At 53.9% G+C, this 16,219-nt stretch carries 13 protein-coding genes and 3 tRNA genes; all 16 read left to right on the top strand.

Going from position 1 to position 16,219, the window contains the following annotated elements; genetic code table 11:
• Positions 1-4 precede the first annotated feature (4 nt).
• The 16 genes from tssM (at position 5) to JK223_RS11595 (ending at position 16,217) form a co-directional block, all read left to right on the top strand.
• Positions 5-3,778 (top strand): type VI secretion system membrane subunit TssM, encoded by a 3,774-nt coding sequence (tssM, locus tag JK223_RS11670; protein ID WP_212714352.1) that lies wholly within the window; start codon positions 5-7, stop codon positions 3,776-3,778.
• Between the two features lie 81 nt (positions 3,779-3,859).
• Positions 3,860-6,013: a type VI secretion system Vgr family protein gene (locus JK223_RS11665; protein ID WP_249213596.1), complete on the top strand. Its 2,154-nt coding sequence runs from the start codon at positions 3,860-3,862 to the stop codon at positions 6,011-6,013.
• Between the two features lie 69 nt (positions 6,014-6,082).
• A complete protein-coding gene (locus JK223_RS11660) occupies positions 6,083-6,346 on the top strand; it encodes a PAAR domain-containing protein (RefSeq protein WP_212714351.1) in 264 nt (87 codons plus the stop codon).
• Positions 6,347-6,370: 24 nt separating this feature from the next.
• Complete coding sequence (locus JK223_RS11655; protein ID WP_212714350.1) at positions 6,371-6,829, top strand: hypothetical protein; 459 nt, start codon at positions 6,371-6,373, stop codon at positions 6,827-6,829.
• Positions 6,830-6,878: 49 nt separating this feature from the next.
• The gene (locus JK223_RS11650; protein WP_212714349.1) at positions 6,879-7,355 is read left to right on the top strand and encodes a type VI secretion system baseplate subunit TssE; all 477 of its coding nucleotides are present in this window, start codon (positions 6,879-6,881) and stop codon (positions 7,353-7,355) included.
• Positions 7,356-7,670: 315 nt separating this feature from the next.
• Positions 7,671-8,258: a helix-turn-helix transcriptional regulator gene (locus tag JK223_RS11645; protein ID WP_212714348.1), complete on the top strand. Its 588-nt coding sequence runs from the start codon at positions 7,671-7,673 to the stop codon at positions 8,256-8,258.
• A 162-nt stretch (positions 8,259-8,420) separates the two neighbouring features.
• Complete coding sequence (mltB, locus tag JK223_RS11640) at positions 8,421-9,491, top strand: lytic murein transglycosylase B (protein WP_212714347.1); 1,071 nt, start codon at positions 8,421-8,423, stop codon at positions 9,489-9,491.
• 90 nt (positions 9,492-9,581) lie between these two features.
• Entirely contained in the window at positions 9,582-9,920 is a 339-nt protein-coding gene (locus tag JK223_RS11635) for a zinc ribbon domain-containing protein YjdM (protein WP_212714346.1), read from the top strand.
• Positions 9,921-10,123: 203 nt separating this feature from the next.
• Complete coding sequence (pncC, locus tag JK223_RS11630) at positions 10,124-10,615, top strand: nicotinamide-nucleotide amidase (RefSeq protein WP_212714345.1); 492 nt, start codon at positions 10,124-10,126, stop codon at positions 10,613-10,615.
• Positions 10,616-10,711: 96 nt separating this feature from the next.
• A complete protein-coding gene (recA, locus tag JK223_RS11625) occupies positions 10,712-11,782 on the top strand; it encodes a recombinase RecA (RefSeq protein ID WP_212714344.1) in 1,071 nt (356 codons plus the stop codon).
• Positions 11,783-11,914: 132 nt separating this feature from the next.
• Positions 11,915-12,430 (top strand): regulatory protein RecX, encoded by a 516-nt coding sequence (locus JK223_RS11620; RefSeq protein ID WP_212714343.1) that lies wholly within the window; start codon positions 11,915-11,917, stop codon positions 12,428-12,430.
• A 136-nt stretch (positions 12,431-12,566) separates the two neighbouring features.
• Positions 12,567-15,194, top strand: coding sequence for an alanine--tRNA ligase (gene alaS, locus JK223_RS11615; RefSeq protein ID WP_212714342.1), 2,628 nt, complete (start codon positions 12,567-12,569; stop codon positions 15,192-15,194).
• A 251-nt stretch (positions 15,195-15,445) separates the two neighbouring features.
• On the top strand, positions 15,446-15,631 hold the full coding sequence (gene csrA / locus JK223_RS11610) for a carbon storage regulator CsrA (protein ID WP_025902553.1): 186 nt from the start codon (positions 15,446-15,448) through the stop codon (positions 15,629-15,631).
• Positions 15,632-15,895: 264 nt separating this feature from the next.
• Positions 15,896-15,988 (top strand) — tRNA-Ser (locus tag JK223_RS11605).
• An 8-nt stretch (positions 15,989-15,996) separates the two neighbouring features.
• A tRNA-Arg gene (locus tag JK223_RS11600) sits at positions 15,997-16,073 on the top strand.
• 70 nt (positions 16,074-16,143) lie between these two features.
• Positions 16,144-16,217, top strand: a tRNA-Arg gene (locus JK223_RS11595).
• Positions 16,218-16,219: the final 2 nt, after the last annotated feature.

The following is a 16,219-nucleotide window of genomic DNA, read 5'->3' as shown; positions in this document are numbered from 1 at the left end:
TAATATGTCTTTTCTCCGTCGTCTGGTATCGCGTGATAATATTCTGCTGCTACTGCGCCTGGTCATTGCCGGCGTTTTGATGGCAGTCATCTGGTTCACGGGGCCAAAGATCGGGTTCGGTGATGCACGGCCGCTGGCCGATGTGTTACCGCGGTTGCTGGCGATCCTGTTTATTATTTTCCTGTTTATTACCTCCCTGGCCCGCTGGCATGGATCACTGACGGTGCTGGTCACCGGGATAGTGTTGCTTTGGGTTACGGGACCTTGTCTCTCTTTCGGGGAGGGATTTTTTCTCTCCGGGGTTACGACACGGCTACTGCTTACCGGCCTGATGCTGGTGGTCTGGTTGTGTTATTGCGTTGTTCTCTGGCTTCGCCGCCGGGGGTATTTTCGCCGTCCGGCGGCAGAGCAGGGGATTGCCGAAGCGGCAGAGGTCTCTGACGGGATAGATGCGATGTTCCGACAGGTGAACCAGGAGTTGCAGCAGAGAACGAAGGCCGCTTCCCGCAGGGGCAGACTGACAGGGCTGATACGCCGGCAGGAGATGATCCCCTGGTATCTCCTGCTTGGCAGCCAGGGCGCCGGTAAAACGACGGCTGTCAGTCTGTGTGGTCAGCATTTCCCGTTAACCGAAACCATGGAACCCTTGTCGGTCAGCGCCGGTCACCCGGAACTCTGCCGTTGCTGGCTGGCCAATGATGCGGTCTATCTTGATACTGACGGGAAATATGTCAGCGCGGCACAGAGCAGCCAGGCTGAATGGCTGACGCTGCAGAATGCGTTAAAAGCCAGTCGGCCGGGTGTCGCCATCAACGGTGTTTTACTGATGGTTTCGGCGCAGGAACTGACGGCAACGGACCAGGATACCCGGGAGCGGCTTGCCGCAACATTACGTCACCGGCTGAGCGAATTACGCCGGATCCATGATCAGTTTTTTCCGGTCTATCTGGTGGTGACGCAACTGGATTATCTGTGCGGATTTGCTGAATATTTTCGCGGGCTTTCCCGGCAGGAACAACAGGATATCTGGGGGATCAGTTTCCCTGCCGGGGCCGGAGAATCACTGGTCAGCCAGCAGGCGGAGCAGCAGCTGGTTTCGCTGGTTCAGCGGATTGAATCAGAAATTAATGTCCGTCTGCTAAAAGAGTATGATCCCGCTGATCGCAAAAAGATGTACGGCTTTCCGGGTGATCTCTCGGTACTGGTACAGAATCTGCGACAGTTTCTGCAAACGCTCTTTTTCCCGTCCCGCTATGACGATACCGGCAACGGTTCTGCACTGCGGGGGATCTATCTCACCAGCTGTTATCCCGGGGACACCCGGCAGTTTACTAACCCGCTAACCGTTATCCGCCAGTGGGCCGGTTATGTGAGCCCGCCCGCCGCAGAGGCAGAGGCAGAGGCAGCGCCCCCCCGCCGGCAGGGCCCCGGACATCCCTGCTTTTTACATCAGTTGTTTTGTGAACTGATTATCAGGGACCAGTCTCTGGCGGCCAAAACCTCACTGACGTTTTCCGGCCCTGTCATCCGGCACTGGCTGAAACACAGTGCATTGCTGTTGTTACTGATGGTGATCTCTTATGGGCTGTACCGTAGCTATCAGAATAATACCGGTTATTTACAGGCGGTCAGCGGTAAAACAGCCGCGCTTCGGGAAGCACAGGAACGCTTTATGCATCTGCAGCCGTCGGCGCGTCCTGCGGAACTGCCGCCGTTACTGGCCGGCTTCCGTCACCTGCCGGATGCCCCGGGGCTGGATCTGGCGGATCCGGGGCTGAACTGGCGATACGGGCTTTTCACCGGTCATCGGGTCGCTGAAGTTTCGCAGGCACTTTACCGTGAGATGCTACAAAAAACCTTACTGCCGTTTCTTCGTCAGTATGCTGCACGCCAGTTAACGCTGGCGCTGGCTGAACGCTCCTACGATACCGTTTATGTCAGTCTCCGGCGTTATCTGATGCTCTATGGCATTATCCCGGCGGATGTCCCTTTCCTGACCCGTGACCTTTCCGGCTTATGGCCGGAGGCAGCACCACTTTCCGCCGCCCCTGCCGATATTTCCGTGATCCCGCATCTGACACAGCTCTTCCGTCTGCCACAGACACTACTCAGAGAACCGGCGGATGAGGCGTTGATCCGCCGCGCCAGGGATTTTCTGGGCCGCGAAGACGCACCGGCGCGTCTCTATCTGCGCCTGAAAAAGGGATTGTCCGCCGATGAGCCTCCGCCACTGGATCTCCGGCAGATGGCCGGGGACAGCAGTCAGCCATTGTTTTCACTACAGGCAGAAGCCCCGGTACCGGTCATACCCGGACTTTTTACACGGGCAGGCTATCAGCAGGTCAAAAAAAAAATTCTGCTACAGGTCACTTCCCTGGCACGTGAGGACAAGGCAGTCATGGGGCAGGTTACAGAACAGGAGCATCCGGACCCGGCATCGCAACTGCGAACCCCGGCGACCATCCGGTTATATCATGCGGTGATGGACCGTTATCTGTCGGAATATGCCCGCACCTGGCAGCACTATCTGGCTGAAATACGTCTGCGTCCATCGGTGCTGGCAGGGCATGCCTCGCGGCCGGGTTACCGGCAGCTGCCCGACCGGCTGGGGCAACTGGCGTCCATCGACTCGCCGTTGTTTACCCTGTTACAGAGGAGTGTGGCAGAAACCACACTGGCGGACTCTCCGGAAGCCGGCAGTGAAAAAAGTCCGGTAACTGCCGGTATCGCCGGGGTCCGGCAAGGGCTGAAGGCCTATAACGACGATCGCCAGTCTGTGCTCCGCCGGCAGGTGGATAACCGGTTTAAGTCGTTGCGTTATTTTGTCCGGGCAGGCGGTGAGGCGACCCCTGCTGCGGAGAATTGTCAGACGGAGACCCCGTTGTGTCAGCTCCGGGCACAGCTGGAAGAGTTACAGATTCTGTTGAGTGCTCAGCAGGCAGAAAGCGAAAAAGCCTCTGCGCAAGCCGTCACTGAATTTATCGCGGAACTGCTGACCCGTTCGTCAGCCTGGCCGTTACCGGTCAGCAATATCGTGCAGCCATTGCTGGAGCAGATAGCCGCCGTTAATCGTCAGACGGCAACGGCGCGGACGGCGGCGGGTATTGCGGCGGGTCCGGTCGCGTATTGCCGAAAGATTCTGGCAGGCAGGTATCCCTTTATTCAGACCGCCCGGGAAGTCAGCGGGGAAGATTTTAACCGCTTCTTTAGCGGGGAAGAGAGTGCCGGAGCCTATTTTAATCAGCATCTTGCCGGAAAAACGGTGGTGACAGAACCCGCCTGGCATTTTACGGGGACAGCCCCGGCAGACAGTGAGAACCGGAGCCTGGAAATGTTCAGCAATGCACGGCAGATCAGACAGGCATTTTTCCCGGGCGGGGCGGCGCAACTGTCGCTTCCCCTGAAGATTTCGGTTCCCTGGTTGTCTCCGGGCATCAGCCGCCTTGAATTACGTACGGCGTCACAGCGGCTGACCTATAGCCATGGGCCGGTCAGGCAGACCGCTATCCACTGGCCTGCCACAGAATCTGACCCGTCGGTGACCCTGAGCCTGACCTCAGCCAGAACCGGTGAAACCCGAACCCGCCGCTTTACCGGTCCCTGGGCGTTGTTTCGCTGGCTGGACAGTGCGCAGCAATTGCGGATCACGCTGACGGGGGAGGTCGCGGCCGATTTCGGTACCGGTGATGGCAGCTCCGCAGCGACGTTGCAGATTGCCGGGCTGGTTTTTCACGGGGAATCACTGATGACTCTGCTGAGGCGTTTTACCTGTCCGTGATCTGCGGAGGTGCAGGACGAAGCATCCACGGTTTTTTCTGTCCGCGCCGTTTTTAACGATAACTAACTGACTGGCGGTTTTATGACCCGAACTCTTAGCTTAGAAAGTGCCGCAATGCCTCACCTGCTTGGTGAACCCGCGCTGGTGATCACCCGTCTGCAGGGAGAAGAGTCGCTGTCGGCACTCTACAATTATACCGTGACCGCTACCACGCCGGACAACAGCAATATTTCGTGGCAGGCGGCCTCAGCGATTGATATCAAATCACTGATTGGTAAACAGATGACCGTCCGGATCGCCCTGAATGACTGGCGGACGGAGACCGGAACAGAGTCAGCTCATCGCGAGATCACCGGTATTGTTCAGCAGGTCAGGTTTCTCGGGCGCAGGAATAATTGTGCCCTTTATCAGATGGTCCTGCGTCCCTGGCTCTATCTGGCTGAGCTGACGTCAGATTTCCGTATTTTCCAGAATAAAACGGTGACTGAGATCATCGGTGAGGTCCTCGCCGATTATGATTTTCCGCAGGAAAAACGCATAGCGGCGACCTACCCGCCACTGGAATATCAGGTCCAGTACGGAGAAACCGATTTCGGTTTTATCCAGCGACTGATGGAAGAGTGGGGGTTGTACTGGTTTTTTGAGCATCAGGGACAACAGCATAAGCTGGTGATTGTCGATAATATCGGGGCGCATAAACCGTTTTTATCCGCCAGCGCCCACGTGGTGGGGTATGACCAGCAAACGCATGAAAACCGGAAAGAATATATTGCGCAATTCCATCACCTGCAAACGCTTACCTCCGGGCGCTGGGTGACGAATGATTATGACTTTACCCGCTCCCGCGCCGATATCCTGTCCCTCGACAGCAAACCCCGGCACACCAGTTTTAACCAACAGGAGATATTTGACTGGCCAGGCAACTATGGTGATACGGCGACGGGAGAACATTTAGCACGGGTCCGGATGGAAGAGCGGGGAGCGGCAGGTTCCCGCAGTCAGGGCAGTGCCCCGGTACCGACGATAGTCTGCGGCTGTGTTTTCACGCTGGACCACTATCCTCTGGCGAAAGCGAACTGTGAATATCTTGTGCTGGGGACAGAACTGGATTGCCGTGAAATCACTGAACGGACCGGCACAGCCGATTTTTCGGTGCAATGCCATTTTCAGGTGCAGCCCGCCACTAAAATTTACCGGCATCCGCGCAGCGTCCCCCGGCGCAGGACTTACGGTCCCCAGACCGCCATTGTGGTCGGTCCGCCCGGAAAAGAGATCTGGACCGATGAATATGGCCGGATCAAAGTGCGTTTTCTGTGGGATCGTTATGGAAAAAACAGAGAGTCGGATTCCTGCTGGATGCGCGTCAGTCAGCCCTGGGCGGGTAATTATTTTGGCGGTATCTGTATCCCGAGGGTGGGGCATGAAGTGATCATCGACTTTATTAACGGGGACCCGGATCGACCGCTGGTGATGGGCAGTCTGTATAACAATGTCACCATGCCTCCCTGGGAACTCCCCGAAAATGCCACCCAGAGTGGCTGGATCAGCCGCACGCCCGGCGGTGGCCGTACAAATTTCAACGGACTCCGCTTTGAAGATAAACCGGGACTGGAAAATTACTGGGAGCAGGCCGAAAGAGATATGAACCGGCTGACCAAGCGCGATGAAGAACAGGTGATTGGTCGCTCCCGGGCCGTCACGGTCGGGGCGAATGACGCGCTGTCGGTGGCCGGTGAAAGCAGTATGCTGGTCGGGGGCGCACTGGGTATCTCTGTCGGCGGAGGGCAGAGCGATAATGTGGGAGGCGCCAAAGGAATTAATGTCGGAGGCGCATTTATGACGGCGGTGGGCGGATATCACTCCGTCGTGGTCGGCGGAGCGCATCAGCTGGCCGCCGGGGGGGCGGCGACGATGACCGCCGGGGGCATTTTCTGTATTAACTCCGCCAATGAGCTGGTGATCAGCGCACCGCTGGTACGGATTATCGGTTCTCAGCAACTGGTATTACAGGGAGGACAGGTACTGATAAACCCTGGCGATTGTCAGAACTGCGGCGGTGGTGGCGGTGGCGGTGGCGGTGGGGGCGCGATCATCGGCAAGCCCGGTATTCCGGGAATTATCGCCGGGGCCGGCTTAGGCAGGTTGCCAACCCTGCCGTCACCCACAGAAAGCCCGACGGAATCGCCGGTCCCGACAGAAACGGAAACACCGCCCTGGAGCCCGCCATTGGGATAACGTCACCGTGGACGCCGGTAACGCGGGTTGCAGTCACCCCCGGCACACTCAACGCGAAGGAGTTACAGAATGTTTAATGCAGCTCGGGCAGGCGATGCCACCACCCATGGGGGAGTCATTATTAACGGGGCTTCGACGGTTTTTATTAACGGCCTTCCTGCCGCCGTGGCGGTGATCAGCCAGGCCGGTTGCAGCCTTTCCCACGGGACGGCGCCCGTGGTCACCGGGTCCGGTACCGTGTTTATCGAAGGCGTTGCGGCAGCCAGAGTCAGCGATATGACCGGCTGTGGTGCGGTTATCTGTACGGGAGCCGGAAATGTTTTTATGGGGTAACCGTCAGCACCAGGAACAGGCACTATGCCCGTAATACTGCCCCCGATTGAGACTTCCGGCGAGCCGTCATCCCTGAAGAGCAGTGAACTCCTCGCGGTGGATGACCGGTTCAGCGGCGGAGCCTACGCAACAGACCGGCATAGCGGTTACAGCCAGCTGCAGCGGGACCCGCGGGATATTCTGAAAATTCTGGGGAATGAATATATCTGTTATCTGTATGACCCACAGGGGGGACCGCAGAGCAGGACCGCCGGCTCGCCGCCGAAAATCCTGCCGCCGGAGTTTACAGCGCAGGACCCGCCCGGGGCTCAGAAAACGCTGACAGAATATCTGCTGGGTGACGAACGTCTGATTGACCGGTTACTGGACGATGCTCCTCAGGAAGAATGGGTTATCCGGCCGCTGTTCGGGGAAGATGAGCCGGATTTGTTGTCGGCACTGGCTCCCGATTTTTTGCTGAAGGATTTACCCGTCATAGAATAGCGAAAGTCTTGCGCTGCCTTTTCCCGTGAGTTTTACGGACGGAGATACTATGAAATCAGGATGGCGTTACCCGCCGGCATTATCGGACAGGCTAATGGGTTCCGACAGTACGGTGAATAAAAACAGAGATTATCGGATAAGTGCAGATAAAATGCGTCAGCTGGTAATTACTGAAATTCTGGAATTATTAAATCACACTAACAGAGAAAATGAGATTGGTGGTGAAAAATATCCGCAGGTCCTTTCTTCTGCCCTGAATTTCGGACGGCCAGCCCGGCGTTTTTTTTCCGGTGCGGAGGAAGGCATTCAGACCGAAAATGATATCCGCACGGCCATATTACGTTTTGAGCCGCGGGTGATCCCTGAAACATTAATCGTCCGGGTCTCCCCCTCCCGCCAGAGCAGGCAACAACGGGGTACGATAGCCGTTGAGGTTTCTGCGATGATCTACTGGCATCCCTCACCGCTGGACCTCTGTCTGAAAGGGCATTATGACCGGGATACCCACCGGCTATCTGTGCGGTAGGCGATTTATCCGCCGGTGATCCGTGGCGTGGAAATGATTATTATGACCGCTACGTCCGGACTGATTATTTATATCAATAACCCGCCGGAGACCCATTAAATATTCCTGTTACCGGCAGTGGTAACTCTTTTTTGTAAGGAATTCGCCAGTAATGGTTAGTTTAATTAAAAGCTGCAGGATCCGTCCGGTTTAAATAATAGAAAATTACAAGGCGGGTGTAATCATCCTGTTTGTATCCGCCTGCGATAATATGCATATTAGCCTGTGGGAAGGCGGTACTTGCCTTCTGATAAAAATAAATAACAGGTGTAATGGATGACATTGGAAATATTTTTTTTAGATCCCAATATCTATGAAGTGATTGGGATTAAAGCGATTGTCTGTCAGCAATACCCGGGAGATCCTGCCGATATCCGTTTTCCTTCTCAGGAAGAGTCCTCGTTGAGAAGCGACGCACGTATTATTTTTCGTCACGAAGCGATAACCATGAAGTTACCGGTGTTGCCCTCCTGCCGGCAGCAGGCCGTCGCGGGATGTCCGGTGATGACACTGCATGTGCCGTTTCTGAGCCGGAAGTGTCCGGTGGATGACTTTGCGTTAAAAATAAAAAAAATTCTGAGTATTGCCACCTCCGCCCGCAGGTTTCCTCTCGCTGACAGTCTTTCAAAACTGACGGGTTACAGACAGTTATCTGATACTGAATATCAGGTCATGATCCTGATCGGTCGCGGGATGACCTGTCAGGATATTTCACGGGCACTGAACCGTTCAGAGAAAACCATCAGTGCCCATTACCGTAACGTCAGCCGGAAAATGGGGGCGGCTAACCGGGCTGAATTTTATCGTTATGCTTTCTTTATCTCCCGTTCCGGCGGGGATCGGAGAAACACATTATTTTTGTGACCGTGATGACAGCCCCCGGGGGCTGACTACCTGGCCGGAATATCCTTCGGTTTTAATGCTTTTTACCGGCAATTCTCAGAATTTTTTTCCACAGTCACTTTGGCTCTGTGTAGTAAAGCATTATCATGGGAATCTTTCTGATTTCTGGTTAATGGGTCCCTGATGCGTTACAAAATTGCTTTGTTACCGTTATTTGCCTTACTCGCCGCTTGCAGCAGTAAACCGCAAGGGGCTGCCGGGTCTTCGCCTCAGGGCGGTTTTTTACGGCCTCCTGCCGCAGAGCAGAGCATGCTGTCCGGCGATTTTCTCGGACAACCTCAGACTGAAGCCTTCATTACGATGATGGTGAAAAAGCATGGCTTCGAGCGCAGTCAGCTGGAATCCTGGCTTGGACAGGCCCGCCGCCTGGACTATGTGTTACGGCTTATGGACCGCCAGGCGCCGAATGTGGCTCCGGCCGTCGGTCCTAATGGCGCATGGTTACGCTACCGGAAGAATTTCATCACCCCGGGCAACGTCCGGAACGGGGTCGCTTTCTGGGATCAGTATCAGACAGAACTCCAACAGGCTCAGCAGAAATACGGCGTACCGCCGGAAATCATCGTGGGCATTATCGGGGTAGAGACCCGCTGGGGCCGTGTCATGGGGAAAACCCGTATCCTGGATGCGCTGGCAACCCTGGCCTTTGATTATCCGCGGCGTTCAGCCTATTTCAGCAGTGAACTTGAGACCTTTCTGTTGATGGCCCGGAACGAAAATGAAAGTCCGCTCGGGCTGAAGGGGTCGTTCGCCGGGGCGATGGGCTATGGGCAGTTTATGCCGTCGGCCTATCAGAAATATGCGGTCGACTTTAACGGCGACGGACATATTAACCTGTGGGATCCCGTCGATGCTATCGGCAGTGTGGCCCACTATTTCCAGCAGCACGGCTGGCAAGCCGGGCAGGCGGTGGCAATCACCGCGAACGGTTCCGCTCCCGGCCTCAATGATGGCTTTTCCACCCGGTATCGGGTGAGTCAGCTGGCGGCGTATGGACTGCAGCCGCAAATGGCACTGTCCGGTTCCACCGAGGTGAGTCTGCTTCGCCTGGATATGGGGCAGTATTATCAGTACTGGTTCGGGTTGCCTAACTTTTATGTGATAACCCGCTATAATCACAGCACCCACTATGCAATGGCGGTCTGGCAGCTGGGAGAAGCGGTCCGCAACGCCCGGCAAAGCAGCATTTTTTAATTCAGCCCTTTCCTTATCAAATGTGTGGATATACTATGGCGCCCTTTGCGGGCGCCCTTTGTGCCTGCCGTTAAGTGAAGGAACCCTCCGATGCAAACATTACCTCCCTGCCCGCAATGCCATTCTGAGTACACCTGGCAGGATAATGATAACTACAACTGCCCTGAGTGCGGTCACCTGTGGCCGGTGAACGAAAGCCAGCCTGCGGAGACTGAGCTTCAGGTTCGCGATGCTAACGGGAACCTGCTGGCGGATGGCGACTCCGTTACGGTGATCAAAGATCTGAAAGTGAAAGGCAGTTCATCGGTCTTAAAGATCGGCACCCGCGTGAAAAGCATTCGTCTGGTCGAGGGTGACCACAATATCGATTGCCGTATCGAGGGCTTTGGTCCGATGAAACTGAAATCTGAGTTCGTAAAAAAGAACTAATATGATTTCCGCTCTGCGCCCGGGACTCCTGTGAGACCGGGCACATTACTGCTAATTTTCACGCCTTTCTGACTGTTTTCCCTCAGCCATATTCCCAAATCCCCCGCAAGCCGGCGAAGATAACTTGAAAACCAGCGATTAACCCATAGTATCTTCTGAGTAGTGGCAGACATTTGTCATGCCGGAGAATGAAAGGAGAAACGATGGATAGGGATTTACAGCAGTTAAGTATTAAAGCCGGTCAGTTTTTATTGTCCCGCGGGGCGACGTTAACGGCCGCAGAATCCTGTACCGGGGGCTGGATAGCCAAAGTCATTACCGATATCAGCGGCAGTTCGGCCTGGTTCGAGCAGGGGTTTGTCACGTACAGCAACGAGGCGAAAACCACGATGTTGGGCGTGAGTCCGGTCACGCTTGAAACCTACGGTGCGGTCAGTGAGCAAACGGTGCGTGAAATGGCGAACGGAGCATTACAACAGGCGGGTGCAGATTATGCTATTGCCGTCAGCGGCATTGCCGGTCCCGGAGGGGGGAGTGATGAGAAACCGGTAGGAACGGTCTGGTTTGGTTTCGCTTCTGCGTCCGGTGAAACGGTAGCCGTTAATCGTCTGTTCCGGGGAGACCGTGACGAAGTTCGCAAGCAGGCAGTTATTTTTGCGCTGCAGACATTGTGTGAAGGATTTGCGGAAAAATAAACTTGATACTGTATGACTATACAGTATAATTGGTGGTCACAGAGACAGAGATATCATTAAATTTGCCTGGCTAATCCGGCATAATCAGGAGTGGAAATGGCGATCGACGAAAACAAACAGAAGGCTTTAGCCGCAGCGCTGGGGCAGATTGAAAAGCAATTCGGTAAAGGCTCCATTATGCGTCTGGGTGAAGACCGCACTATGGATGTTGAGACTATTTCGACCGGTTCTCTGTCTCTTGATATTGCGTTAGGTGCCGGTGGCCTGCCGATGGGACGTATTGTCGAGATTTATGGCCCGGAATCGTCAGGTAAAACGACACTGACCCTTCAGGTCATTGCCGCCGCTCAGCGTAAAGGCAAGACCTGTGCCTTTATCGATGCAGAGCACGCACTGGACCCGGTCTATGCCAAGAAGCTGGGTGTGGATATCGACAACTTGCTGTGTTCACAGCCGGATACCGGTGAACAGGCGCTGGAAATCTGTGATGCGCTGGCACGTTCCGGTGCGGTAGACGTTATCATCGTCGATTCTGTCGCAGCACTGACACCAAAAGCCGAAATCGAAGGTGAAATCGGTGACTCACACATGGGTCTGGCTGCCCGTATGATGAGCCAGGCGATGCGTAAGCTGGCCGGTAACCTGAAACAGTCCAATACGTTACTGATTTTCATCAACCAGATCCGTATGAAAATTGGTGTCATGTTTGGTAACCCGGAAACGACCACCGGGGGCAACGCCCTGAAGTTTTATGCGTCTGTACGTCTGGATATTCGTCGTATCGGTGCCATTAAAGAAGGCGATAATGTCGTCGGCAGTGAGACGCGGGTAAAAGTCGTTAAGAACAAAATTGCGGCGCCGTTCAAACAGGCAGAATTCCAGATCATGTACGGTGAAGGGATCAACTTCTACGGTGAACTGGTTGACCTGGGCGTGAAGCACAAGCTGATTGAAAAAGCCGGTGCATGGTATAGCTACAATGGCGACAAAATTGGCCAGGGTAAAGCGAATGCCAGCAACTATCTGCGTGATAACCCGCAGGCTGCTACAGAAATCGAAAAGAAACTGCGTGAAATGCTACTGAACAATCCGGCTCAGGAAACCGCTGAAGCAGAGAAGGGTGAAAATCACCTCGATGCTGTCAGCGATGAGCATCAGGAATTCTGATGTAAACCGCCTGACGGATGTCAACAAAACGGGAGATAGCCTCAGGGCTACTCCCGTTTTTTGTTATTCGCTTACCGCCACTGATAGAGTAGGGCGGTATTCACCGTTTTACCTGTCGGGGAAAGGAACACCATGCTTTTTACAGAAAACGAACGACGTCCTTCATTTACCGCATTGCTTGACCGTGCGATGAGGCTGCTTGCTCAGCGAGACCATCCTGAGCAGGAGTTGCGGGAGAAAATCCGTCTGTCACTGCGCCGAAGCGAGTTGCGGCAGGGCAGTGGCAGTGCTGAACCTCTGGATGAGGAAGCTCTGGAACAGGTCATTGCCTACTGCCTTGAGAACGACTGGCTGAATGATGATCGCTTTATCGGGCGTTTTATCGTCAGCCGAAGCCGGAGTGGCTATGGCCCGCAGCGTATCCGACAGGATTTAACGCAGAAAGGGGTGGACAGACATGCCATTGAACAGGCCATGGATGAGGCTGAGGTAGACTGGCTGGCCTGCGCCAGCGAAGTCGCGCACAAAAAATATGGCGAGCAGGGCCCGGCCGATCTGAAAGAAAAAGCAAAAGCCCAACGTTTTTTGCACTCCAGAGGCTTTCTGATGGCAGATATTCGTGCTGTTTTAGCAAATTTTGGTCACTGAGCCATAATGGGATTTTACTTCCCAGTGAAGAAAACTTATCTTATTCCCACTTTTTGTTCCTTTGTCACGGGCAGATGTTATTTCAGCAATCGCCCGGACTGAGCGGAACATCCGTTAGCGTGATACCAGGATAATTATGAGCAAGAGTACTGCTGAGATCCGTCAAGCGTTTCTCGATTTCTTTCATGGCAAGGGACATCAGGTTGTAGCCAGCAGCTCCCTCGTACCGAATAACGACCCGACGTTACTGTTCACTAACGCCGGGATGAACCAGTTTAAAGACGTTTTCCTGGGTCAGGATAAACGCAGTTATCATCGGGCAACCACTTCACAGCGTTGTGTGCGGGCGGGCGGTAAACATAACGACCTGGAAAATGTCGGCTACACCGCACGTCACCATACCTTCTTTGAAATGCTGGGTAACTTCAGCTTCGGTGACTACTTCAAATCTGATGCAATCGCTTACGCCTGGGAATTACTGACCGGGGATGAGTGGTTCAGCCTGCCTAAAGAACGGTTATGGGTCACGGTCTATGAGACCGATGACGAAGCCTACAATATCTGGGCAAATGATATCGGCATTCCGCCGGAACGTATTATCCGCATTGGCGATAATAAAGGCAGCGCCTACGCTTCTGATAACTTTTGGCAGATGGGTGATACCGGTCCGTGCGGCCCATGCAGTGAGATTTTCTATGACCACGGAGATCACATCTGGGGAGGTCCTCCGGGCAGCCCTGAAGAAGATGGTGATCGCTACATAGAGATCTGGAATATCGTCTTTATGCAATTTAACCGTCAGCCTGACGGAACCATGCTGCCGTTACCAAAACCTTCTGTAGATACCGGAATGGGGCTGGAACGTATCACTGCGGTGTTACAACACGTCAATTCTAACTATGAAATCGACCTGTTCCGTAACCTGATCCGCGCGGTAGCAGAGGTGACCGGCACGACCGATCTGAATAATAAATCGCTGCGGGTTATTGCTGACCATATCCGTTCCTGTGCCTTCCTGATCGCCGATGGTGTGATCCCATCCAATGAAAACCGCGGTTATGTCCTGCGTCGTATTATTCGTCGTGCGGTACGTCACGGGAATATGCTGGGTGCTAAAGAGAGCTTCTTCTACAAACTGGTACAGCCGTTAATTGATGTAATGGACATTGCCGGTGAAGAGCTTCGCAAACAAAAAGATCATGTGGAAGCGGTGCTGAAAACTGAAGAAGAGCAGTTTGCAAAAACGCTGGAACGTGGTCTGGCTCTGCTGGACGAAGAACTGTCAGCCCTGACCGGAGATACGCTGGACGGTGAAACGGTCTTCCGTCTGTATGATACCTTCGGTTTCCCGGCGGATTTAACCGCCGATGTCTGTCGTGAGCGTAATCTGAAAATTGATGAGGCCGGGTTCGAAGAGGCGATGGAAGCGCAGCGTCAGCGTGCGCGCAGCGCCAGTGGATTCAGCGCGGACTACAACAATCTTATCCGTGTCGAAAAAGACTCAGCTTTTACAGGGTATGATGCCCTGCAGGCGCAGTCCGAAATCACGGGTATTTTTGTGGAAGGACAAGCCACCGATGTGCTGACGGCCGGACAGGAAGCGGTGATAATCCTGGACCAGACACCATTCTATGGTGAGTCAGGCGGACAGGTGGGTGATACCGGCACTCTGACGGCTAACGGGACGACCTTTACGGTTTCTGATACCCGGAAGTTTGGTCAGTCAAACGGCCACCTCGGGACGCTGACCGCCGGGACGATGAAAGTCGGAGACCGCGTCATTGCCCATGTTGACGAACAGCGCCGTGCCCGGATTCGTCTGAATCACTCTGCCACCCACTTACTGCATGCAGCATTGCGTGAAGTGTTGGGTGACCACGTGGCTCAGAAAGGGTCGCTGGTGAACGATAAATACCTGCGTTTCGATTTTTCTCACACCGAAGCCGTTAAACCGGAGCAATTGCGTCGTGTTAACGAGATTGTGAACGCGCAAATTCGCCGCAATCTGCCTGTCGAGACCCGTATCATGGATCTGGACGAGGCGAAGGCAAACGGTGCGATGGCGTTGTTTGGTGAAAAATATGATCAGAAAGTCCGTGTCCTGACGATGGGGGACTTCTCTGTCGAGCTGTGCGGGGGAACCCACGCCAGCCGGACCGGAGACATTGGTCTGTTCCGCATCACCTCAGAGGCAGGCACGGCAGCCGGTGTACGTCGTATTGAAGCCGTGACCGGCCAGACGGCACTGGAGAGTGTTTTCACTCAGGATGCTCAGTTGCATGAAATTGCACATCAGGTGAAAGCGAATAACAGTAACCTGAATGAAAAAGTTCGTTCTCTGGTGGAGCAGGTGCGTTCACTGGAGAAAGAAGTGCAGCAGTTGCAGGACCAACAGGCAGCACAGGAGAGCAGTTCTCTGGCTGCCAAGGCCATTGATATTAAAGGTGTCCGTGTGCTGGTCAGCGAGCTCAGTAACATGGAGCCGAAGCTGCTGCGGACCATGGTTGACGATTTGAAAAATCAGCTGGGTTCTGCTGTTATTGTGCTTGGCACTGCGAATGAAGGTAAAGTTTCTCTAATTGCTGGTGTAACGAAAGATTTAACGGACAAGGTAAAAGCAGGGGAACTGATCAGCGTCATCGCCAGTCAGGTGGGCGGTAAAGGTGGTGGTCGTCCGGATATGGCTCAGGCTGGCGGAACGGACCCTGCGGCATTACCGGCTGCTCTGGCAGGCGTTGAAGCGCTGGTCAGTGCAAAGTTGTAATGAAATAAAACGAGCTATCGGTAAAGGCGCTCAGGAGGTTTCTCCGGGCGCTTTTTACACGAGGAACAGCCAGTAATGATAAAGTCAGGGTGTAATGGTGTATTTCGGCTAAACTAACTATTAGCGAAATGTATTGGCAAACTGATTGAATTTTCTGTATCAGTCATAGTCAATATATGTGTTGCGTTATACGATGGATTTGCCGGGAGCATGAACAGGCCCGACTCTTTTAATCTTTCAAGGAGCAAAGAATGCTTATTCTAACTCGTCGAGTTGGTGAAACCCTCATGATTGGCGATGAGGTGACGGTCACGGTATTAGGTGTGAAAGGGAATCAGGTACGTATAGGCGTTAATGCTCCCAAAGAGGTTTCTGTCCACCGGGAAGAGATCTACCAACGCATTCAGGCAGAGAAAACCCAGCAGCCTGACTACTAACATATTCAGCGCCTCGTTTTTTAACGAGGCGCGCCTCTTTTTAAGCCCCGGATTTTTGTCGTCCTCTCTTTCTTACCCCATGCTGTGCTGTTGAATATTCACTCTTTTTGCTTTTTAAATGCCCTGATTGATGAAGAAGCGCTCAAACAAACAATCTTCCGGAAAAATTGTTTGACTTATAAGTCGGGGAAAGTAATATGTGCGCCAACGCAGCGACGAAGAGCGATGTAAAGCACTGAGTCGGGCGGGAAGTAAAGTAACAATGGTGAGGTGGCCGAGAGGCTGAAGGCGCTCCCCTGCTAAGGGAGTATGCGGTCAAAAGCTGCATCGAGGGTTCGAATCCCTCCCTCACCGCCATTTACGCTGCATCCGTAGCTCAGCTGGATAGAGTACTCGGCTACGAACCGAGCGGTCGGAGGTTCGAATCCTCCCGGATGCACCATGCGTAACCTGGCACGTTAATTTACGAAGATGTGATATCAGCACTCTGCATTATACAAGAATTCTAAAATGCATCCGTAGCTCAGCTGGATAGAGTACCCGGCTACGAACCGAGCGGTCGGAGGTTCGAATCCTCCCGGATGCACC

Origin of the sequence: Tatumella sp. JGM118, assembly GCF_018257515.1 — a bacterium.
Lineage (GTDB): Bacteria > Pseudomonadota > Gammaproteobacteria > Enterobacterales > Enterobacteriaceae > Tatumella > Tatumella terrea.
This window is presented reverse-complemented; position numbering and strand designations above follow the sequence as displayed.